Annotated in this window: 17 protein-coding genes, 1 tRNA gene and 1 pseudogene; 6 read left to right on the forward strand and 13 right to left on the reverse strand. The window is 63.3% G+C overall.

Features of this window, described 5'->3' with window-relative positions; translation table 11 throughout:
- Nucleotides 1–519 (forward strand): glycosyltransferase (locus WA317_RS19545; RefSeq protein ID WP_425174606.1); only part of this gene is annotated, 519 nt, incomplete at its 5' end.
- Nucleotides 446–1,315, forward strand: a complete 870-nt coding sequence (locus WA317_RS19550; RefSeq protein WP_425174607.1) for a WecB/TagA/CpsF family glycosyltransferase — start codon at nt 446–448, stop codon at nt 1,313–1,315. The genes WA317_RS19545 and WA317_RS19550, both read left to right, overlap by 74 nt.
- Before the next feature lie 34 nt (nt 1,316–1,349).
- Here the strand turns inward: WA317_RS19550 and WA317_RS19555 are convergent, their stop codons facing one another.
- Entirely contained in the window at nt 1,350–2,519 is a 1,170-nt protein-coding gene (locus tag WA317_RS19555; RefSeq protein WP_425174608.1) for an acyltransferase family protein, read from the reverse strand.
- A 128-nt stretch (nt 2,520–2,647) separates the two neighbouring features.
- Between WA317_RS19555 and WA317_RS19560 the strand changes: the two genes are divergently transcribed.
- Complete coding sequence (locus WA317_RS19560; RefSeq protein ID WP_425174609.1) at nt 2,648–3,391, forward strand: class I SAM-dependent methyltransferase; 744 nt, start codon at nt 2,648–2,650, stop codon at nt 3,389–3,391.
- A gap of 37 nt (nt 3,392–3,428) precedes the next feature.
- Here WA317_RS19560 and WA317_RS19565 read toward each other — a convergent pair whose 3' ends face one another.
- The 6 genes and pseudogenes from WA317_RS19565 to WA317_RS19590 all read right to left on the reverse strand — a co-directional run bounded on the left by WA317_RS19565 (nt 3,429) and on the right by WA317_RS19590 (nt 12,111).
- The gene (locus tag WA317_RS19565; RefSeq protein WP_425174621.1) at nt 3,429–4,205 is read right to left on the reverse strand and encodes an FkbM family methyltransferase; all 777 of its coding nucleotides are present in this window, start codon (nt 4,203–4,205) and stop codon (nt 3,429–3,431) included.
- A gap of 114 nt (nt 4,206–4,319) precedes the next feature.
- A pseudogene (locus tag WA317_RS19570) lies at nt 4,320–5,318 on the reverse strand (glycosyltransferase family 4 protein); the annotation flags it as partial.
- Nucleotides 5,315–6,811, reverse strand: coding sequence for an O-antigen ligase family protein (locus tag WA317_RS19575; RefSeq protein WP_425174610.1), 1,497 nt, complete (start codon nt 6,809–6,811; stop codon nt 5,315–5,317). The pseudogene WA317_RS19570 and the gene WA317_RS19575, both read right to left, overlap by 4 nt.
- Nucleotides 6,808–8,301, reverse strand: coding sequence for an AAA family ATPase (locus tag WA317_RS19580; protein WP_425174611.1), 1,494 nt, complete (start codon nt 8,299–8,301; stop codon nt 6,808–6,810). The genes WA317_RS19575 and WA317_RS19580 overlap by 4 nt, the downstream gene beginning before the upstream one ends.
- A 107-nt stretch (nt 8,302–8,408) precedes the next feature.
- On the reverse strand, nt 8,409–10,082 hold the full coding sequence (locus WA317_RS19585) for a hypothetical protein (RefSeq protein WP_425174612.1): 1,674 nt from the start codon (nt 10,080–10,082) through the stop codon (nt 8,409–8,411).
- A 163-nt stretch (nt 10,083–10,245) separates the two neighbouring features.
- Entirely contained in the window at nt 10,246–12,111 is a 1,866-nt protein-coding gene (locus WA317_RS19590; protein WP_425174613.1) for a putative bifunctional diguanylate cyclase/phosphodiesterase, read from the reverse strand.
- Nucleotides 12,112–12,549: 438 nt separating this feature from the next.
- Here WA317_RS19590 and WA317_RS19595 point away from each other — a divergent pair, with 438 nt between their 5' ends.
- Both WA317_RS19595 and WA317_RS19600 read left to right on the forward strand, forming a co-directional pair.
- Nucleotides 12,550–14,664, forward strand: coding sequence for an Rv1355c family protein (locus tag WA317_RS19595; RefSeq protein ID WP_425174614.1), 2,115 nt, complete (start codon nt 12,550–12,552; stop codon nt 14,662–14,664).
- 36 nt (nt 14,665–14,700) lie between these two features.
- Nucleotides 14,701–16,542, forward strand: a complete 1,842-nt coding sequence (locus WA317_RS19600; protein WP_425174615.1) for a putative bifunctional diguanylate cyclase/phosphodiesterase — start codon at nt 14,701–14,703, stop codon at nt 16,540–16,542.
- A gap of 118 nt (nt 16,543–16,660) precedes the next feature.
- Here WA317_RS19600 and WA317_RS19605 read toward each other — a convergent pair whose 3' ends face one another.
- From WA317_RS19605 to WA317_RS19630, 6 genes are all read right to left on the reverse strand, one after another.
- A complete protein-coding gene (locus WA317_RS19605) occupies nt 16,661–17,386 on the reverse strand; it encodes a hypothetical protein (RefSeq protein ID WP_425174616.1) in 726 nt (241 codons plus the stop codon).
- A 451-nt stretch (nt 17,387–17,837) separates the two neighbouring features.
- Nucleotides 17,838–18,053 carry an acyl carrier protein gene (locus tag WA317_RS19610; protein WP_425174617.1) on the reverse strand — a complete coding sequence of 72 codons (216 nt, stop codon included), beginning with the start codon at nt 18,051–18,053 and terminating at the stop codon, nt 17,838–17,840.
- A gap of 53 nt (nt 18,054–18,106) precedes the next feature.
- The gene (locus WA317_RS19615; protein ID WP_425174618.1) at nt 18,107–18,982 is read right to left on the reverse strand and encodes a class I SAM-dependent methyltransferase; all 876 of its coding nucleotides are present in this window, start codon (nt 18,980–18,982) and stop codon (nt 18,107–18,109) included.
- Nucleotides 18,983–19,846: an acyl-CoA desaturase gene (locus WA317_RS19620; RefSeq protein WP_425174619.1), complete on the reverse strand. Its 864-nt coding sequence runs from the start codon at nt 19,844–19,846 to the stop codon at nt 18,983–18,985. It lies immediately after the preceding gene.
- Nucleotides 19,843–21,519, reverse strand: a complete 1,677-nt coding sequence (locus WA317_RS19625; RefSeq protein WP_425174620.1) for a fatty acyl-AMP ligase — start codon at nt 21,517–21,519, stop codon at nt 19,843–19,845. Before WA317_RS19625 ends, WA317_RS19620 begins: the two co-directional genes overlap by 4 nt.
- A gap of 368 nt (nt 21,520–21,887) precedes the next feature.
- A tRNA-Gln gene (locus tag WA317_RS19630) sits at nt 21,888–21,959 on the reverse strand.
- A gap of 112 nt (nt 21,960–22,071) precedes the next feature.
- Between WA317_RS19630 and WA317_RS19635 the strand changes: the two genes are divergently transcribed.
- Nucleotides 22,072–22,544: TetR/AcrR family transcriptional regulator (locus tag WA317_RS19635; protein ID WP_425174622.1), on the forward strand; the 473-nt coding region annotated here is incomplete at its 3' end.

Below are 22,544 nucleotides of genomic sequence, written 5' to 3' on the forward strand. Positions count from 1 at the left end.
CTGGGCCGGCTCAATCCCTACAAGAACATCGACGTGGTGCTGGCGGCGTGGCAGCAACACGTCGACGGCGGCGGCTGGCGCGGCGACAACTTAGTCTTCATCGGCGACGGCCGAATCTTGGACCGGCAGTTGCCTAAGCACACCTTGTGGCGTCGCGGCACCTACCGCTACCGCGACGTGGTCAGCACTCTGGCGGCCGCGAAGGGCTCGATCGCCCACTACCGGCGCGCCTCGCAGAGTGGGGTGCAGGTCGTTTCGATGCAGCTGGGCGTCATGCCGGTCGTTTCCACGGTCGGCGGCCTGCCCGAATACCAGCCGCCGGGCTGCCCACCGGTGGGTGTCGACGACGTGGCTGGGCTGGCCGGGGTGTTCGACCAACTGGCGGATCCGGCCACCGCGGCGCGGGGCGGCGCGGAGGCGGCGCACCACTACGCGCAGCGTTGCAATGTCGACCGGGTTGCAGATCGGTTGCTGGACATCATCGTCGACATCCGCCCCGAACTCGTCAGAAGGTTCTGAACTGATGCGCAGAGTTGTCCGGATCACCGGCATTGAAGTGGTGGATCAACAAATGGATGAGGCTGTTGCAGAGTTGCAGTCGATCATCCGTGGCCGCGCGGGCTGCCGGTCGCTGTTCTTTGCCAATGCCAACACACTGAATTTCGCGCTGGAGGACCAGGACTATGCGCGTGTCCTCAACCGGTCCGACCTGGTCTTCGGCGACGGCACCGGCGTGCGCTGGGCAGCGCGACTGCGCGGCTTGCGCCTACAGGCCAATCTCAACGGCAGCGACGTGGTGCCGGCCCTGCTCACCGCGACACCCGGGCTGCGTGTCTTTCTGCTGGGCGGTGTCGATGGCGTCAATGCCCGTGCGGCGGCCGGCGTCGCGCGACAATTCGACGTCGAGGTGGTCGGTCGTCATCACGGCTGGCTTGATATCGGCGAATACGCCGCGGTGATCGAGCAAATCAACGCTGCCGCACCGGATCTGCTATTGGTCGGGTTCGGCAATCCAGCGCAGGAGGAGTGGATCGCCCGCTATCGTGCGGCATTGCGGGTGCCCCTCGTTGCGGGAACCGGTGGGCTGTTTGGTTTTTGGGCCGGCAGCCGGGTGCGGGCCTCGACGTTCGCTCGACGTATCGGTATGGAGTGGGTGGACATCATGATTCGCGAACCCCACAAGACGGGTCGATACCTCTTGGGAAATCCGAAGTTCCTGTATCGCATGGTGCGCTGGATACCCGCCGACCGCGCGGACGGTAAGCACAGTCGAATCAGCGATCGTGTAGCCACGGCGCCGCGCATCTCGGCCTGAGCTGCCACGGCCGCGGTCAACGGCGTTATCTCGTCTAGTCGCAGCGCCCGGCAGACGGGTGGTTGCCGACTGGCGCTGCAGATGGTGATGTTGCCGCCGCCATCCGCGACAGTTCGTCGCCGTCACACTCCCCACTGCTCTCGTACCGGCGCTTGAGCTTTAAGAGCGGCGTCTCGAAAAAGCGAAAACTGAGGTAGGCGACGACGACCACCGTGCCGAGTGTCGCCACGAACACCCGGATGCCGAATTGCTCGTGGAGAACGGGTCGAACGATGTTCGCAGACAACATGTGCAGCAAGTACACCCCGTAGCTGATCACTCCAACGAACGCCATCGGCCGGCACTGCAATACCGGGGCCAGCGGTGTCCGCTCGACCAGACAGACACTGACTACAACGAGAACCATCAGCATCACCGTGATCGGCTGCGCTACGTTGGTTGCGATCGCGAGCACCAATACCACCGCTGCGACCGGCGCGGACCAAGCCCGTCCGAGAATCGGGCTCACCAATTCGAATCCACGTCGCCGGCTAACGATGAGCGCCGCCGCGGCACCGAGCAGGATCGGCAGTGCCAAGCTCGCTGGGATACGCCACGGCAATACCGCGGTATCCGCGGCCACGGAGAATGCCCGTGAGATCACAACCAATACCGCCAGCGCGGCCAACGAGGGCCAGATCCGTTTTCCCGTCGTGATGCTCAACGTGGCGACCAGCACCGGCGGCCACAACAGGTAGAACTGTTCCTCGGTTGCCAATGACCAGGCGAAATAGAACGGCACCGAATTGCCTTGGGCTAGATCGACGAACCAGTTGGACGTGTACGTCACGAACGCCGGCAGGTGGTGGAAGAATTGGATTCCTTCGGGGGTGTGGCGGCGAGTCGCCGCTACCAACGCGACATAGACTGCCAACGTCGCGTAATAGAGCGGAAAGATCCGCAGCGCCCGGCGCGCGTAAAACTTCCGCAACGAGACCGTCTTCGTCGCATGCTCACGCACCAGCAGGGTCGTGATCAAGAACCCGCTGATGGCGAAAAAGAAATCCACTCCCAGGTAGCCCTTGCCTGAGATCGCGGGACCTGGAGTGCCAGAGGTGTGATGCCATACGACCGCGATGACACTCAGAGCCCGTAAACCGTCCAGTGCGGCGAATCGGCGCATCGCCGCAAATCGGTGGAAGTCTGCTCTTGCAGGCTTTGACACCTCCAATGATTTAAACCGGAAATCCATAACACTGCTATTTTACATACTGATTGGATGTATAGAAAGACTGAAGATACTAGTAGTATTCTGATTCTTGTCCCATCGCCGACAATCAAGGAGGAGCTCCGTTGGCCGAGACCGAAGAGTACGCCCGACGCTACTTTGATGAGCAGCGCGACTCCAACAGGGAATATTGGCAGCGGTTTGGAGCCTCGCCGTATTGGGATGGCAAGCGTGTCCTCGAGGTCGGCTGTGGCCACGGAGCTCTGTCGATTGAAATCGCTCAAGCGGGAGCTACTGTGCGTGGCGTTGATCTGGACGAACTCCGTATCGACTTCGCCAACCGTAATCTCGCACAACGATTTCCCCACTTGGTCAGCCGCGTCACTTTCCAAGCCATCGATGCGACATCCCTTCCGCCGGGCCAATTGTTCGATGTAATCGTTTCCAAAGACACCTTCGAACACGTTGAAGACCTGGCGTCGTTGTTGAAGGGACTGGGCCGGCGATTGGCGCCGGGCGGGCAGATCTACGCCGGTTTCAGCCCGCTGTACTACAGCCCTTACGGCGACCATGGTCGCACCGGGCTTAGAGTGCCGTGGGCGCATGCAATCTTGCCAACGCGTGCTGTGTGTGCGGCCGCCGCCCGCCACAACGGCCACCCCGTGCACTCTTTGGTGGACATCGGGCTCAATGGCAATACTCCGGACCAGTTCCGGGCTGCCTTTGACAACAGCGGACTGCGGCTCCGTGACATCGCTTACAACCGGGGCGACAAGCGGCTGCTGGCCGTGCTCGAAAAGGCTCGCGGGCACTTCCGGCGATTCGACAGATTCACCACCGTCAGCATCTACGCCGTTTTTGAAGCCTGACCGCCGTGTACCCGGCATGCCGACGGTGCTGGTGCCCTCAAGCCGGCATGGGGAGGAACACGAAGTTGTTCACGTAGGTCCCGCGCGTTGCCTGGCCGTCGATGTTCCCCGGGTTCTGATGCTCGGCGAGGTCGAACTCCTCGAGGGGCCGGCGGATGCCGTCGACCTCGAAATACCCCATGTAGCCGAGCCCGGCCAAGAATTCAGCGATCGCGGCGACGGCGCGGGGGTGATGACGTTCCTCGGCCTCGATGAACAACGCCGGCCGGTTTCGTTTGAGGGTGTCGGCGGCGCCACGCAACACCGCGAGCTCGTGGCCCTCGACGTCGATCTTGACGAATCCGACCTGGTCCAGTTGTAGATCGTCGAGCCGCACCACCGGCACCTCGATGGTGCCGACCGGACTACCGCCGGCGTCGGTCAAAGCGTTGTGCCTGTCGATGGTGCTGCGGCCGGGCGCGGACTTAACCACCCGCATCGTCGTTATCCCGGATTGGTCCGACACCGCCACCGCCTCGACGCGCACGGCGGCGCCGACCGCGCCGAACATCGCCGCCAGTGATTTGGCCTGCGTCGGCCGCGGTTCGAATGCAATCACCGACCGCGACGATCCCAGCATCGCGATCGCGAATTCGCCGACATCGGCTCCGATATCCACCGACACCCGGTCCGGGGCGCAAAGCGAGCGCACGAGCCGCATCTCCGAATGGGATCTTCCGAGGACCTGCAGGATGCGGTATTTGCGCCGCCAGAACCAGCGTGGCGCAACGAGCTTCGCCAGCGGCGCGAGTTGACGCTTTGCAGATACGACCAGAGGAACGTCGTGATCCGCGGTCAGCCGGTATCCGCCGAGATCGATCCACAATCGGGCCAGCTGTTCATACCAACGATCCAACGCGAAATCGTAAGCGCGGCAACGCGCGGCGGCACCCAGCCGAACCCGCAGCGGCTCGTCATGGACCAGAGTGACCAGCGCCTCCGCTATCTGGTCGGGGCGGTTCGGCTGCACGAGCAGGCCGGTGACGCCGTCGCTGACCACCTCCCCGATGCTGCCCACCATCGTCGTCAGCGGCACCAGGCCGCTCGCCATCGCCTCCAACAGCGCCATCGGCAGGCCCTCGTCATGGCTGGGCAGCAGAAAAACATGCGCGGTCGACAACAGTGCGTCGCGTTCGACAGCATCAAGCCACCCCACCACGTCGACTGTCTGGCCCAGACCGGCCGCGGCGACGGCCGCGCGAACCTCATCGACCTCACCGTCGCCGGCCAGGGTCACCCGCAGTCCGGTGGGGACAGCTTCGTCGAGTGCGCCGACGGCGGCGATCACGTCGTAGCTGCCCTTGCGCACTCCCAGCCGGCCGAGTGCCACGGCGTGCAGCCGATCGACACCCGATAGGGTCACCGCGCAAGCAGGAATCTCGACGGCATTGTGCAGCACACCGATCCGGCCGTCGGCCAATCGCAGCCGGCTGGCGTATTCGTCGACATGACGTTTGCCCAGCACCACCCAGCGGTCGGCGACCAGTGTGCGGCGCACCAGCGCCTGGCCCAGCCGCGGTAGCCGGTCGAACCAGCCACCGAAGTCATAGCTGTGACCGTGTATCACGCTCGGCACCCCCGCCAGTCGCGCCGCCCACAACGGCAGTGCCTTGCGAACCACGCTGCCGCCGTGCGCCAAGTGAACGTGCAGGACGTCGGTGCGCCCACACAGGAGCAACCAGCTGGCCCGCAGCATCCCGCACACGCCCACCAGCAGCCAACGCCACACTGAGCTGTCCACGAATGTCGGCACTACGGTGACGCGGATTCGCGGGTCGGGATGCGCTGCCATCAAGGCGGCGACCGTTGCCATACCGCCTCGGCTTACCGGCCCGGCCGGTGCCGGCCCGACCACGAGCACCCGCAGCGGGCCTTCGGTCGGGCTCATGCCGGTATTGCCGCCGCGTGCGCGCCGGTGACGCCGGACGGGCTGGCGGGTTGCATCGCGTTGTCTTCGCACCGTGCGCGGCGGCTTACCACAGCAAACTGCAGCGCCGCTCCCAGCGCTATACCCAGCACCAAAGCGTCGGCCGGATCCTCCGGTATCGGGTCGACCGTGCAATTCACGAGTAGGGCCACGGCGAGTGCCGCGGCGATCTTCGCCGGCGCCGATGTACTAAGCAGCCCCCGCACGATCGGCGTCACCGCGAACAGCAGAAATGCCGTCATGCCGACCGCGCCGGCTTTGGCCAGCCACCACAGGTAGAAGTTGTGCGCGTAGGTGGTGCCAAGCGTCGCCGAGAACGAGTCGGGCTTACCGAACGGCAGCTGGTACGGGTACCCAAGCCCATGACCGAACACCGGGGCATCCTCGATCGCGCGGCGGAGGTTTGTGTTTTCGGCCTCTCTGGCCAGGATGGAGGGGTCCATGGCGAATCTGCTGCTTGAGACATTTTGGAGCACCCGGTTGTTGAACGCAGTGAATTGGTCGCCAAGCCAAGCGCCGGCCGACGAATGCGTTAGCAGGAACAGCGACCCAGATACTGTCACCGCCAAGATCGCCGCACTGGTCACGCTGGCAATTGCTGTCCGGCGTAGGGCTTGCCAGCCCGGGCTGGCAAGCAATGCGACGACCCCCGCCACCGCCATCAACAGCAGAGTGTGGCGGGCGAATGCCAGCAGCGTAATGACCAACGCGGGTGGGGCTAGCAGGAGATACGTTGCGGGTTTTACCCGCCCGACGATCGAGGCGGCGACCAGGGCGGTCAGGATGGCAATGGCCATGTTTTGGGAATTGGTGACCAAGCGGGTGGCATCCGCCGCGCCCAGCCCCTTCTCCAATTGTTCTGTCCGACCAGCCAGCTGGACGAGATGGAACGAAGCGGCAACGAGCATGCCCGCCGAGAACCACAACGTCACGCCGATAGCTCGCATCGTCTCCTTGGCGTAGCCGGCGTCGATGATCAGCATGGCCAACACGTACCCGCTGACCAATTCAAACAGGATTGAGAATTCGCGCAACACTCGGTCGATGGGATTCCCGGCCGCGAATCCCACTACGGCGCAACACACCATCGTTGCCAGAAAAATCCCTGGCAGGATGTAAGAGGACCGCCGCAAGCGCGAGACCGGCTTCAGAAGGTAGATCGCTGCCAGCACTATAGCGACCTGGTAGAGGGAGATCGTCACCACGCCGAGATCTTTTCCGATGTGCAAGCTTTCGGGTAGCGACGCGAACGCCGAGAACAGCGCAAACCACACCATCGACTGCGGTTTGGTCAAATACACGACCAGGCAGAACAGCAGACAAATGAGCATCTGCCCCATGGTGGTGTCGCGGCAGGAGAAGACACCAATGGTGAAGCAGCCGGACAGGAACACCGCCGGCGAGGCACCAGCCACTGCGAAGCGCTGGCGGCCCGCAACGTAGTAGGTGTTCACACCGCCCCACCGAGTTTCGCCCGGTAGCTGCGGGCGGCGGCCTTTGTGCGCCGGGACACCTGGGCATCGGTCAGGACGGCGCCGACCACGTCGGCGCCGGCCGAGCGCACGGCATGCAGTGCATCTTTCACTTCCTCGGCCGTGGTACGCCCCGAACGCACCACCAACACTGTGGCTGGCACCGCGCCGGCCAGCAGGCCGGTTTCGGCGGTGGCCAGCACCGCTGGGGCATCGACCACCATGCGGTCGAAGCGGGCAGACAAGTTTTCCAGCACCTCGGGCAGGTCCGCGCTGCACGGCAACGTGGCGTTGCGGCGGCCCTGACGTGACGCCACGACGAAGAGATTCGGCACAGTTGTCGCCCACGCCGCCTCCGCGGCGACGCTACGGTCGGCCAGCACGTCGGCCAGCCCCAGTCCTGACTTGACCCCCATCAAGGGCGCGATCGCGGATCGACGGGGGTCGCCCTCGACAAGCAGCACCCTTTCGCCGAGCTCAGTGAAACAGTGTGCCAAGTTCACCGCCGTAGTGGTCGTTCCCTCGCCACCGAACGGCGCCGTCACCAACACGCTTTTCACCTCGGGTCCGATCGCTTGGAGCAGTCGGGTGCGGAGGGTGCGCATGGCATCATCGAATAGGGCGTTGGTCCCGAATCGCGGTGTGTCGCTGCGCCGCCCGGGCAACTCTGCCAACGTAGACAGATCCGTAAGTCGCCCCAGTGTCGCTGCATCGCGAACGGTGCGATCCGCGGCCTCGCGGATGAGGGCCGCCGCGATGCCGAGCAGCAAACCTGCGAGCAGCCCCATGGCCATGTTCCGCTCCGGGACGGGCTGGATCGGACCGTCGGGTGCGCGAGGCCGCTCCACCACCAGCCCGGTGGCCAACGGCAACGGTCGCTCCGTCGTGTTGGGTGGTTGCGCTCCCGGAGTAGGGATTTCCTCGACCGCTGTGGTCTGGGATAGCTGCGACGCTCCTTGGCTGTCTGGGTCCGGTGGCGGAGTCGTTGGTACTGGAGCCTTGCCGGGTGCCGGCGTTGCCGGACGCGCACCCACTCCCAGCGTGGGGATAACGGCAGTGAACTGATCGGCCATCGCAGCCGCGAGCGCGGCAACCCGCGTCGGGTCCGTGTCGTTGACCGTCAACTGGAAGACCGTGGAGTCCGGTGTATACACCACATTGGTTTTGCTCATCAGCTCGTCGGCGCTCATCCGGATGTGCAGCTGATCGACCGCACGCTGAGCCACCATCGGCCCGCCGGCGATCTGGGCGTAGGACGATAACCGCTGTTGCGAAGCCAGGGCGGCATACTCCACGTCGGAGAGGTTCGTCTGGCCGGTGAACGACATCAGAATGGTGGCCGATGACTGGTAGACCTTGGTCTGGACGGCGGTGATAAATCCCGCGCCAATCACGCAGGCCAGGATCGCGGGCACGGCGAATTTCCACCGAGTCACAAGAGTTCGGACGAAAGTACGGAAGTCCAACGACAAACCTCTCTGGGCCAGACGTATCGGCGTCGAGTTTGTTCAGCCTCGAAGTACAAACTTACAGTATCATTATCTCGCTGATGAATACTAGCAGTATGTAGGGCGAAAGCTCAGTACCGGTCCGCTGTCGGTCGTGGCACGTCGAACGTCGCGATCGGGTATCGGCCGTTGCCGTCGCGATCGTCGCGAGCCAACCGCATTGGCGGGTAGTCCATCGTGTGGGAAGCCGCGGGCTTGTGCTGCTGCCAGGCGACCGACGCCCGCAGCGTGTAGTGGCCCGGCGCTAACCCTGCCAAGTCGACGCGCACGGACTCGGTAGTCGACGCGGGCAACGGCGTGTCACCGGCGTCATCGCCGGAATCGACCAGGGTCTTCAGTGTCACCTTAGAGGGGATTGTCCGTACTACCGTGCCCATGAAGTCCACCACTTGATAGCCGGGAACCCATTTCTCGGTGGCCGCGGCCGAACCGTAGTTGGTCCATGTGACCTCGATGGTCGGGATCCCATCATGCTGCTCCTGCGACCCCTCCCTGGCCTGCACCGAATACCGGTAACCGGCGAAGACAGTGGCCCGGAGCCATAGTTCGTAGAGGCCGGGGTCCATGGGAGTCTTCGACTCCGCGTCCGGGAAATTCATGCTTGACGTCATCGACACGTGGTATTGGATGACGTCGTGCACCGCTTTCACGTAGTAGGCCCGCACGTTGGTTGTGTACTGGCACCACTCGGTGATCACCGGCACCGACTTGAGCCGCTGCCGAAATGCGGCGACCAGCGGATCCTTCGTCATCACGTACCGGGACCAGCTGTTCTCGGCCCAGTCCTGCAACGGCGAGTAGGTCCCGAGGCAGTCGGAACGGAAGCCCACCGGCGCGGCCAACTTTTTGGTCAAACTATCGGCCAGCAGCTCTCGCACGATCTCCGGGTTCTGCGGAGCGACCACCAGCTGGGTATCGGGGAACGCGTTGACGTTTGCCGCGACGAGGCGCGCTATCGACGCCTTGGTGATGTTCTGATTGCCCCACTGGCTGAAATACCCGAGGGTCGCCTCACTCTGCTCGGGCCCCGGACCGGGTGCGCCCAGCACCGTACTCAGGTAGGTGTTGTGGTTTTCGCTGAAGTCGCCGTACCCGGAGAACTCGAACACGCTGAGCCGCTCGTCGCGGTCGTAACGGCGACCAAGCGCCGCAAGCAGCTGCTCGAACGCGGCCAAGTAAGCGTCGTCGTTCCAATTCGGTACAACTTGCGTCACACCGGAAGTCGACGAGCCGGCCGGTGGTCCGGGATAACTAGTACTGGCGCCGGGCATCGCACGAACCCAGTCGGGAATCGCTATGTTCGTGTTGTCTGGGTAATCGCTCCCACAGCACGAGCCGTAGGCGACCACCCGGAGCGTCAGCCGCATGTTGCGATCGGCCGCTTTGGTCAACGCGTCGTCGATCACGCTGAAGTCGAACTTGCGGTCGTCGGTAGCATCCGGTCCCAGCGCGCGCGGATCGCTAGGTTGCAATTCACGCCACGAAACTCTCAAGGTCGCATCATCTGACTTAGGCCACGGCGAGTAACGCTGTTGCGCGGGATTGCTTTGCGGGAAAAGCGGTATCAACATGTCTTCGTACTGGCCGCGCAACGGATTAGATATCTCCTGCGTGATCGCCGGTATGGCTGGACTGGCGATAGCGCGTAACGGTCCATCATCACCTTGTCGACCGCAGCCACTCAGGGCTGCCAGCGTCGTACCCACGACGACGAGTCGATTAACTATCCGGGTTCCATGAACCATCGTTGGTAGCCCTATATCGTCGCGTCCGCCAACGCCTCGCTGACCGCGACGAGAGGCAGGGTCACCCGGCGGGCGACAACCGTGAGCGACACGGTATTCCTCCGATGCGGGTGCGGTGCACGGCTTTCGACTGGCTTATAACGTGTGATGACGTGCTGTCGAGTCACATTGCCTGGCGCGCCAACGGGGTTGATGCGGCCGAAAACGGCAATGGCATCCAACCTATGGACAGCAGGGCCGCCATCGCTTCACCTGCGAGCGGCCGCGAAAGCAGGAACCCCTGCGCCCGTCGACACCCGTGTCGCAGCAATGTCATCGCAGCGGCCTCGGTTTCGACTCCCTCCGCTACCAGCTGAAGGTTGAAGGCTTCGGCCAAGCCGATGATCGCGCGGACGATCGCCAGATCGCCCTGATTAGTACCTAATTCGCGCACAAAGCTGGTATCGATTTTCAGCACGTCGACTGGAAGCAGCTTCAGATGCGACAGGACCGCGTAGCCGGTACCGAAATCGTCGATGGCGATCTGAACTCCAACTTCCTTCAGCTCCGCCAGGGTTCGCTGGGTGCTGTCGATGTCATGAACCACTACGCGTTCGGTGATCTCCAGGCACACTGAGCCGGCATCGATGCCGAACTCATCGATGACGTCCGCAACGCTGCGGACAAATCCGTCGGTGACCAACTGGACAGGCGAGATATTGAGCCGCAAAGTGGCGTTTCGTCCCACGCCCCGGGACCGCCACTCGCTGAACTCCGAACAGGCCTTTCGCATCACCCATCTGCCGAGCTCGCCGGCGAGGTTGACCGATTCGGCTACGCCGATGAACGAATCGGGCAGCAGCAGGCCCCGAGTCGGGTGTTGCCAACGAATCAGCGCCTCGGCCGCCAAGACCTCGCCGGTCCGCATGTCGATCTCCGGTAGATAATGCAGCAGCAGGGAGTCACCGCCGATCACACGCTGGAGATGCAGTTCGATGTCGTTGTCGATAGCGCCTTCGACGTACATGTCGCTGGTGGCCACCGCGACCCGGTTGCCTCCGACGCGCTTCACCGTCAAAGTGGCCTGGTCGGCCCGACGAAGGATGTCGGAGGTGTTGTCGCGTCCCGGCATGCCTATCGCGACGCCGATGCTGACTGTGCGGGTGATCAGTTCCCCGGCGATCAACACACGGTTCTGCACCATCGTTTGGACCTGGCGTGCGAAGGCCTCGGCGGCATTGGCGGACATCGCCTCGTCGGGAACGACGACGAACTCGTCGCCGCCCAACCGGGCGATCATGCCGAGACATCCGATTCTCACCCGAAGTCGTTGGGCGAATAGCCGGATGAACCGATCTCCTGCGGTATGGCCAAGATAATCATTGATCGATTTCAGCCGGTCCAGGTCAAGATATAAGACCGCGACCGGCCCGGGCTTTCCCGGCGCGAGTCGCTCGGTCAGGTGAGAGATGAGTGCCCGACGATTGTGCAGACCGGTCAGGTCGTCATGCTCGGCCAGGTGGCGCAATTTCTCTTCAGCAGCGATCCGCGCTTGAAGCTGGGCGAACAACGAGGCGATTGCCTCGAGCGCATTGATCTCTGCCTGATCCCAGTCCCGGTCGCCGTATTTGACGAAGCCGAGTACACCGGTGGTCAGTGGCCCAGAGACCAGCGGTGCGGCGGCGACCGACGGCGAGGCGATGTGGCGCGCTCCTTCGGTGCGCCATCGGTAGTCGTGGTCCGCGGTTTCCGGTCGGATGACGGTGGGTTTCTTCAGGTGTTCGGAAAGGGCGTATACGGTGTCGCCGTCGGCGAAGTAGACCACTCCCATGGGGTCCGGGTCAGGTATGTCGGGCCGCGGCGGCCATTCCGCGATCAGGGTCGAGAACCGATCCTTTTCGTCGTGGTGGCGCAGGAAGCTGGCATCCACTCCGAACTGCTCAACGAGCTGCGCCAGCAAATGTTCACTGACTTTCGCGGCGTTGGATGCGGTCGCCTCCATCAGCTGCACGGCAACTGAGGTCACGACGAGATCCAAGCTGCGGGGCACGGCGTCCTCCGATACAGGTGCGGGCGTGGCTCCGGGCCGTCGCTTCTCGTTCAGTTTGGCGTGCTGGTTGTTCAGCGGTTGTCTGGGTTCGTCAAATGCGTATTTGAGAACAATTCGGAACAAAGCGGATCACAGATTGATCTCCGCCGGGAAACGAGAAGTATATACAGAATCCCGGCATCGGTGGAAGGTGTGGTTGTGCTGCTTCGGGCGCGCTAATCATAAGGTCGGTTCACGCGCTTTGCGACCTAGAGTGGGCCTCGCCGGCATTGGCGCCAGGTGTGAGTAAGCCCGACGAGCGCGGTTGTCGGGGCGGTATGCCTCGGCGAGTGGGCTCTCTTGAGAATGCGGTCAGTCGGTGCGACAGCCTTGCTGGCATAGGGTTTGCACCAAGCTCTGCGGAAGGAGAACTGTGGTCGGCACCGGCGACAAAAACAGATGATTACCGCTTCTAATCGGGCGCAGGTTCTCGACCCCGCAGAGCCTACAGACACGGCGCTGCTGGAGCAGCTGCGCGCCAATCCCGTCATCGAATTCGTCGACCATCACGGCGAGCAGCTCGAGGAGCTTCGCGCGCTTCGGCCACCGCCTGATGCGGAGCTGATCGCCGAACCCGGTAGGTGGGTGTACTACCCCTGGCGACGGACCGTCGTGGCAGTGCTCGGCCCCCGCGCGCTTCGGAAGGTGCGGTTGGACCGGAACAGGAACATGATCACCGCCGAGGAACAGGTGCGTTTCAGCGCGCTGCGCATCGGCGTCGTCGGCCTGAGCGTCGGCCATGTCATCGCGCACACCCTGGCCGCTGAGGGCTTGTGTGGCGAACTTCGGCTGACGGACTTCGATCAGATCGAGCTGTCGAACCTCAACCGGGTGCCGGCGACCGTACTGGACATCGGAGTCAACAAAGCCGAGGTAGCGGCGCGCCGGATCGCTGAGCTCGACCCGTACCTGCACGTGCGCGTCATGGACGCGGGGCTGACACCCGAAACCGTCGATGAGTTCCTGGACGGTCTGGACATCGTCATCGAGGAATGTGATTCGCTGGATATAAAAGCGGTTTTGCGGGAGTGCGCCCGAGCACGACGAATCCCGGTATTGATGGCGACCAGCGACCGGGGCTTGGTGGATGTGGAACGTTTCGATCTGGAGCCGCAGCGCCCGATTTTGCACGGCCTGCTCGGCGATCTGGACACCGCGCTCCTTGCCGGCATGACCAGCCGGGAGAAAATTCCGCACATGCTGCGGTTTCTGGAAGCCGAGCAATTGTCAGCCCGCATTTCGGCGTCTGCGGTGGAGGTCGACCGCATGCTGTCTACCTGGCCGCAGTTGGCCGGCGACGTCGTCCTAGGAGCTAGCGCGCTGGCCGAAGCCGTCCGAAGGATCGGGCTGGGAGAAGACCTGCGGTCCGGAAGGACCCGCATCGACGTCGGGTCTGCATTCGACAAACTCGACGAGCCGAAGGTCGTCGGGGGGTGCCTGCCACTGCCCGCCGACAATTCCTATCCCCCGCTCTCGGGGGCGTCGGGCGTCATTGCCGCGGCCGCTATTCGCGCGCCGTCTGGCGGCAATGCGCAGCCCTGGCGTATTGAGATCGGGCCGGATGTAATCACCATCCGGCTTGCACCCGAGTACACCTCGACGATGGACGTCGGGTACCGCGCCAGCGCAGTCGCACTCGGGGCGGCCCTCTTCAACGCCAAAGTAGCCGCCGCCCATCAACAGATGCTGGGACCGGTGAGCCTGTTGGAGGGCGTTGACGGCACGCCGTTGCAAGCAACGCTGAGTCTGCGCGCCGGGGCTGACCCCGACCTGGCCGGGCTGTACGAACCAATGCTGGCGCGCGAAACCAACCGACGCATCGGGACGGCCCGGCCGATCCCCGCCGAAACGGTCGAACTGCTCGGGTCCCTGGCCCGTCGACAAGGAGCTCGACTGCATCTCGTAACAGAACGCGATGACATCGATTGCGCCGCAACGATTCTCGCGGCAGCCGACCGGATCCGTTACCTGACTCCGGGACTGCACGCCGACATGGTTTCCGAGCTGCGTTGGCCGGATGATCATTTTGTCGACAGCGGTATCGATGTCAACAGCCTTGAGCTCGGCCCTGGCGAACTAGCCATACTCGACATTCTGCGGCGCCCAGACGTGATGATTCACCTGGCGCAGTGGGATGCTGGAATCGCCCTGGGCGAGGACACTCGCCGTCGTGTGTTGGCGTGCTCTGCCATAGCCGTCATTACGGTGACCAAAAGCACTCTGATCGATTACGCCCGAGGCGGAGCTGCCGTCGAGGCGGTATGGATCGTCGCGCAGCGGTGCGGACTGGCTGTTCAGCCCATCTCGCCAGCCTTCGTTTATGCCTGCGATGCCGGAGATCTCACCGAGTTGTCGGCGTCCTTCGCCGACGAGCTGGGCGAGCTGCAGCAGAAATTCCGGCAGCTCATTGGCATACCTGCCGACGCGCCGCCTGCCCTTGTTTTGCGATTCGCTGTAAGCGACCCCGCATCGGTGCGCAGCCGTCGCAGTCTTGACCGTATAAGTATGGTTTAACAACGCCGTAACATTAGCAGAGGCTACTGTTCAGACATGGCCCGCTCGCTGGACGACATGGTCACCGCGGCGGCTGCGGAGCTGATGGCGGCCACCGCTGATAACCACGTCGCGATCAGTGAACGCGTGATTGCCGATTTGATTAGTCACTTCCGCGTAGATTTCGGCTTTTTGCGTTACAACGACCACACGATCCATGCGACCGTCCTCGTCGCTGAATGGCCGCGACGCGAAAATGTTCCCGACCAGGACCCGCTCCGTGTGGTGTATTTCCGCGACGCCGATCCGGTCTTCGCGATGGCCGAAAACCTCAAGCAGCCCGGCGTTTTGCGTCCCGAGCCGGCGAACGCCGAATATCAACGCAACGTCGAGGAGGGCGCTGGCGTTCCGAGTAGTTCCATCGCCTGCGTGCCACTGCTGTCCGGGGATGTCACCACTGGCACCCTGGGTTTCGTCAAGGTCGGTGATCGGGAATGGCTGCAGGCAGAGCTGAATGCATTGCAGGCGATCGCCACCTTGTTCGCTCAGCTTCAGGCCCGCGTGGTCGCCGAAGAGCGACTTCACTATCTTGCCGAACACGATGACCTCACCGGGTTACTGAACCGCAGGGCGCTAATCGCCCACCTCGACGACAGACTCGCTGAGGGCCAGCCAGGTCCCGTCGCACTGTTGTTCTTCAATCTGGACCGTCTCAAGGCAGTCAACGACCACCTTGGTCATAAGGCAGGCGACCGTTTCATCGAGGTCTTCGCCCAGCTTTTGCGCGAAGCCGCAGGCGCTTCCTCGGTCATCGCGCGCTTCGGCGGTGATGAGTTCGTCATTGTGCCGACCGATCCCATGGATGCCGAAGCCGCTGAGGCGCTGGCTGAACAGCTGTTGACGCAAGTTCACAAGCAAGTGGCGGTCGACGGCGAGACGATCACCCGCACCGTCAGTATCGGCGTCGCCGTAGGCGCACCCGGGCGCGGCAACGCGTCGGACCTACTGCGCCAAGCCGATCAGGCGATCGTGTCAGCCAAGAGCGTCGGCGGAAACACGGTCGCAGCTTTCAACCCTGAGATGGCGGAAAGGTACGCCATCCGCAACGATATCGAGCTCCACCTGGAAGGGACGATCGAGAGCGATAGCGGCGCATTGGTCCTGCACTACCTCCCAGAGTTCGACATGCGCACCGGTGAGATTCTTGGAGCCGAGGCGCTTATCCGTTGGCGACACCCCACTCGAGGACTGCTGATGCCTGATTCGTTCATGGGCGTTGTCGAATCTATCAATCTGGCGGGAAAACTCGGACGTCTCGTAATGCGCTCAGCATTTGCGCAATTCAGCTGTTGGCATGACCGCGGCCTCGCGCGGGGTGTGGTGCTGAGCATCAACGTGTCGCCCGCTCAGCTCGTCACGGACGGCTTTGTCGCCATGGTTGCCGCAGCGCTCGACGAGTTCGTTCTCGACCCCAGCAGGGTGTGCCTGGAGATCACCGAACACGTCATAGTCAAGGATATCGACACCACCCATAAGACGCTGGCGGGGTTGAAGGAGGTCGGCGTGCAGGTCGCAATCGACGACTTCGGCACTGGCTACAGCGCGTTGACATATCTGAAGGCGCTTCCGGTCGACACGCTCAAGATTGACAAAGAATTTGTCCGCGACCTCGGCACAGACCTGGCTGATCAGGCGATCTTGCGGCAGGTTATTGCCCTGGCCGACGCGTTTGGACTTCACGTCATTGCTGAAGGCGTCGAGACCGCCGCGGCGGCCAAGGCGCTGCTTGATTTAGGTTGCCATCGGGCACAGGGCTTCCTGCTGTCCCGCCCGCTCGACCGCGTCGCGATGGAGTCGTTACTCGCCCGGCGACCCGTACGAATCGACTTTTCGAGTTAGCGACGATTGATCTACTGATCTACGTCGCACAATCTTCACCAGTTGCTACTCTCGTCCGCCGTTCGCGGTCGGCGGTCTTCTCCCCGGCTTTGAACGCTAAGGATCGACGCGCGGCCACCTACCCCACATTGCGCGAGACGAACTCCGTGTCACGGTGGCTATAGAACTCTCGGGTTAGTCGCTGCGTCTCCGCGAAAATCTTCGCGGCCTGCCGCGGTTCGGCGTGGCTTACGAAGTCGCGCCGGTCCCACCAGATCATCTTGGTTTGGTAGCGGTCGTCAGGGTAGGGCGCGGCCGGAATGGCCGCTACGACCCCGCCGGCCGTCCGCCAGCGGTTCAGCACGTGTGCCGCGGCGGTGGCCATCATGAACTGACAGTCGAGCAGAGCCGTGATATGGCAACCGCTTCGGGCTAAAGCGTTGATCAGAGAACGATTGCGATCCGGATCGTCTATTACCCAGCCTGCCTTCATCTCCAGGACGCCGAAGGGGATCCGGTCGGTGATCATGTCGCAGACCGCTTGCTGGCCGGGCTGCCCCGCCCATTCGACGACCGCATGCGAGTCCTCGGCCGACCGCAGCGGCCCCTTGGCTCGCAATCCCCCCACCATCCGTCCGGTGTCATCGATCATTGCGAAGAACATGATGGTATCGGCTCCGCTGCGGAGCGCGTCGATGTCGAGGGCGCACTCGACACCATGCTTGCGATAGCTGCGCTGCGCACGTAGTGAAAACTCGGCCCACAAGTCGGGGTCAACGTCAGGCTGCGACAGCACCAACGTGCAGCCGATGTCGGGATCATGCCAGCTGAGGCGCTGGCAGAGCTGGAACCGACCGAGAGTCATCGGATCGAAGGCGATAGCGCTTGTTGGTATCGAATTGAGCATCTAGTCCAACTCCAGTTTTGCGTCGCGCTCATATAAATACGCAGCGAATCTACTTGCACGTATTAACTAACCTGATTCCGGCTCAGTAATTGCAAGTATAAATCTTTTTGTGAGGGTCTGTTTCAGGGTAACGACAGTTCCTTGAGTTCGGGCAATCAGATCACCGACACTCACGAAGCAGGGCTACGGCATGGGCGGGCGGCGTGCGACTCAGGGGGGCTCGAACTGCGCCAATGAGCCGTCTCACCACTGCAACATGCGACACGGATTTGCCGACTAGCGAGTAGGAAGCTTCTACTTTAAGAATATAACCAAATCTAAGAGCAAAGGAAATGCAGCTCAGGCCGACGTTCAGCTGCGGTTAAGAAACAAAACAGCATTGGGCTTTCAAGCCGCGCTCCGGCAATTGTTAGCCGTCGCCGTTGGCCACGTAACGCGCGAGTTGCTCGATCGTCGGATGTGCGTATGGCAGAAAGGCGGATAACGGACGGCCAACGAAATCCTCCAGGACGCCCATCAGCGTGATCGCATCCGCCGAGTCGAGGCCAAGGTTATCGAAGCGGCGTGCTCGATCGATCTGATTGGCTGAAGTTCGAGTTCGGTGCGCGACGTGCGCGGCCAGCATCGCTTCGATCTCCTCGCAGCTCCGTGGCCCAGCCTGCCCCTGCGGGTCCACCGCTACCACCGTCCCGGCAGGTCGGTCCGGCGCATGGTCAGACGCAGCAGGGTGAATGCGCCGAGCTCCATCGAGTAGGCGAACGTGCGCAGGTAACGTTCGCAGCGCGCGACCACCTCCTCGGTGGACACTGCGACCGCGTCCGCTCGCTGCGCGCGCAAGCGGTCGAACCATGCGCGCAGCGTTTTGACGTAGTCGCTGCGATCATTTCTCACCGTTTCGATCTCGAGCTCCATTTCTGCTGCACGTGCGATGTCTGCGAGCCGTGGCAGCTCCGACTCCGGGAAGACATCGTCGACGATGAAGCGATCACGCAGCGGTTGACCACGCGGTATGTCGCCGTATGCGATCGTCTGGAGCGAGAGGCGCCCGCCCGGCTTGAGCCAATTGCGGCACGAACGGAAGAATCTGCGGTAGGCCTCAATTTGCTCCTCCGGCGGCAGGCCTTGACGCGCAAAATGCTCGAACGCACCCACCGAGATGATGGCGTCGAACGGCGCAGTCGGTTCGTAGTCACTCCAGTTGCGGACCCAGACCTCGACGTTGTTCGGCGCGATTGCGCGCAGGTAATCGGACTGCGCGTCGGAGAGCGTGAGCCCCACAGCATGTTGCACGCCATAAGAGCCCACCAGATGCATCAGCATGGCGCCCCAACCGCAGCCGACGTCGAGGACACGCGCCGCGCCGGCCGCGCGCGCCTGAGCGACGTGAAAGTCAAGCTTGCGACGCTGTGCGCGCTCGAGATCGTCGTCGGGATCCTCCCACATTGCGCACGAGTAGCTCATCGTAGAATCCAGCCAGATCTGCCAGAATTCGTTGCCGACGTCATAGTGATGGCGAATCGCGGCCGACCCGGCGCCCAAGTACGTCTCGCTCATTCACGACTCCGTCTTGGTCAGCTTGGGCTGTTTGAGATCACTGACCAGCCCGCACAGCGACAACCCCCGTAACAACGCGCCGCCGGGATCGATCTGCCACCAGCCCACTCGGGTGGTGTAGGCGCGCGGCGCGTCGTGATGGTTGGCGTGGTAACCGCCACCGAAGCCGGGTAGCGCAAGCCACACGCTATTGCGCGCCTGCCCCGAGTGTGGCAACCGCGCGCGGCCGCCGCGCGCATGGCCGAACGAGTTGACCGCCCAGGTGAGGTGACTCACCACGAACACGCGAATCATCCCGCCCCACAGGAAACCGGTGAGCGCGCCGCGCGCGCCGCCGGCCGCCAAGCCGATCAGTGTCGGGATCACCAGTCCCAACGCGCCCCACGCGAGGTAGCTGCGGTGGATAGCGAGTGTGCGCGGGCTTTGCCACAGGTCCTTCACCTCGCCCGCGGAAATCGTCATCGCGGTGTACTCGGGACTGAAGAGCCAACCGACGTGCGCGTGCACCAGCCCTTGCATGCCGCTGACCGGCCAGTGCGGCGAGTGCGGGTCACCCTCGCGGTCGGTGAGCGCATGGTGGCGGCGATGCGTCGCGACCCACCACATCACCGGCCCGAGGAATGCGCTCGATCCGAGCGCACCGAGCACCCAGACCAGTGCCGGCCGAGCGGTAAACGAGCGGTGCGTGAAATAACGGTGGAAGCCGAGCTCGACACCGAATAGCGTCGCCGGCGCGCCGACTGCTAACACGATCAGGTCGGTTCGCGACGGTGTAACTCCGACCAGCCATAAGGCCGCGGCCGCAATCACGGCGCTGGCCGGTGCAAAGACTGTGAACGCCGCGAGCGCGTAGCCGCGTGTCATGTGCGCCGCTCCGTCACGTGACGATAAACCTCGACGAGCTCGCAGCGCGCGTATTGAGCGCGGCACTCGCTGCGCCGGGTCTTGCCGCTCGTCGTTCGCGGGATACTGCCACGGTGGACGAATACCACCGTGTCAGCCGGCGTCCCGTGTGCGGCAGCAACGGCAGCGACGATCTGGTCCGCCACCTCGCGCCACACCGCGACTGCGTCGCGCGCAATCTCGTTGACGATCACGAGTCGCTCGCGCACGCTGTCATCGTGGCCGAATGCCGCGCATCCGTTCGGATGCAGCGATTCAAGGCGCAGCTGTTCGACGGTGGTCTCGATATCTTCGGCAGCATACTTGACGCCGTTTTTGACGACCACGTCTTTGTCGCGGCCGGTGATGTACAGCTCGCCGGCGACGATGCAGCCGAGATCGCCGGTTCGCAGCCATTTGGGGTGGTCGGGGGTGTCGTCGAGTGCGGCGGCGAACGTCTGACGCGAGGCCTGCTCGTCGCCGAAATACCCGCGCGCGACGCTCGCACCGCGTACCCAGATCTCGCCCTCGACGCCGTCGTCGCAGCGAGCACCGCGCGCGACGTCAACGATCGCGAGCTCGGTGCCGATGCACGCACCACCACAGCTCACACGTGTAGGGCCGCTGGGGTCGCTCCACACGGCCGGCGGCTCATCGCGCCGCCCGCCCGACACGATGAGGGTCGCCTCGGCGAGCCCATAGCACGGGTAGAACGCCTCGCGGCGAAGCCCGACTTTGGCAAATGTCGCCTCGAAGCGGTCGAGGGTCGCGGCGCGCACCGGTTCGGCGCCCACGAATGCGAGGTCCCAGCTCGACAAATCGAGTCCGACGAGGCTCTCTTCGCCGTGGCGCTCCGCGGCAGCGACGCACATGTCGTAGGCAAAGTTCGGCCCGCCACTCCGGGTAGCGCGGTGTTGCGTAATCTCGTGCAGCCAGCGCAGCGGGTGCTTGAGGAACTGCAGCGGCGACATGATCACGCATTCGAAACCCACGTACACCGGTTGGATCACGTAGCCGATAAGGCCCATGTCGTGCTGAAACGGCAGCCAACCTAGGGCCACCGTCGACGAAGTGTGCCCGAACGCGGCCTCGATCATCGCTTCATTGGCCATCAGGTTCCCGTGGCTGACCATCACGCCGCGCGGCGCGCCGCTGGAGCCCGAGGAGTACTGCAGGATAGCCAGATCTTCGAGATTGACGGTTGACTCGCGCGCCGGTGCGTCGGTGAGGGCAAGATCGTCGACTGCGATGCACGGGATCTCGGCGAGGGCGGGGACAAGCGCTCGCGCGGGGAGTATCTCGCGCGTGGTGAGCACCACGTCGGGTCGTGCGTCGGCAACGATCGCGCACAGCCGGGGCAACGTCTGCTCGAGCCGCGACGGGATTGGGACGTGCGCCGGAACCGCGCATACGCCGGCGTAAAAGCAGCCGAACAACGCGTCGAGAAACGTTGCGTCGTGGGGCAAGAGCAGCAACGCGCGCGGCTGCTCCTGGGTACGTGGGAGCTCGCTCAACACGGCGGCCACGGCGCGTGCACCCCTGGCGACCTCGGCCCAAGTGCGGGTATTCACGCCGTTCCCGTCCTGGAGGAACGAGAAGGCACGACGATCCGGGTGGGTTCGCGCGTGGTGCTCTAACCGCTGCGTGATCGTCATGCCGACCGTGTCAGCATCCCGTTGGACCAGGCAGGTTGAATCGGTCATCGCTCTCCGTCTAACCCTCGGACGTCCACGCTCAAGAGCAGCTTCTCGGCTATCTTCAAACGCTTTCGAGCGAGTCGGTTGAAGCCCTCGCTCAGCTAACTTTCGCATCTAGCGCTCCATGCCGTCCCTACCTCGGAAACGGGCGCCGTACAGGTGCGGTGAAACCGCAGTATATCCAGAATATGTGTTTCGCAAACGAAACTTGCGCACCGCCCGAAACATTGGCCGCCAACCATACTGCGGATGCGTGCCGATATGGACATCGCCCCTGGGCCTCGGTCTTGTCTTGCTTCCCGGACGCGCGTGTTATTGGGCCGTTGCTCCGTCGCCAGGACTCGAACCTGAACTCTCAGAACCAAAATCTGATGTGCTGCCGATTACACCACGACGGATAGGTATAGGGAGCGGTCAGACGGGGTGAAAGACCGCGTCCACTGTAATGCAGCCGATACGCTGGTGGTCGTGGCAGCGCCGGATAAAGAGGTGCGGGCGCCGCGGGCCAGGATGACCGGCAGCGAGCGCCGCCTTCAGCTCATCGGCATCGCGCGATCGCTGTTCGCTGAACGCGGTTACGAAGGCACCTCGATCGAGGAAATCGCGCTGCGTGCCAACGTGTCAAAACCGGTTGTCTATGAGCATTTCGGCGGCAAGGAAGGGTTGTACGCGGTTGTCGTCGACCGCGAGATGTCGGCGCTGCTGGACGGCATAACCTCGTCGCTGACGAACAACCGGTCCCGGGTACGCGTTGAGCGTGTCGCGCTGGCCTTGCTGACCTACGTCGAGGAACGCACGGACGGGTTCCGGATCATGATCCGCGACTCGCCAGCCTCGATCAGCTCGGGCACGTACTCCAGTCTGCTCAACGACGCCGTCGGTCAAGTGAGCTCCATCCTGGCCGGGGACTTCTCTCGCCGGGGGCTGGACCCGGAGTTGGCCCCGTTGTATGCCCAGGCGCTGGTGGGCTCGGTGTCGATGAC

Origin of the sequence: Mycobacterium sp., assembly GCF_049802695.1 — a bacterium.
In the GTDB taxonomy this organism is placed as follows: domain Bacteria; phylum Actinomycetota; class Actinomycetes; order Mycobacteriales; family Mycobacteriaceae; genus Mycobacterium.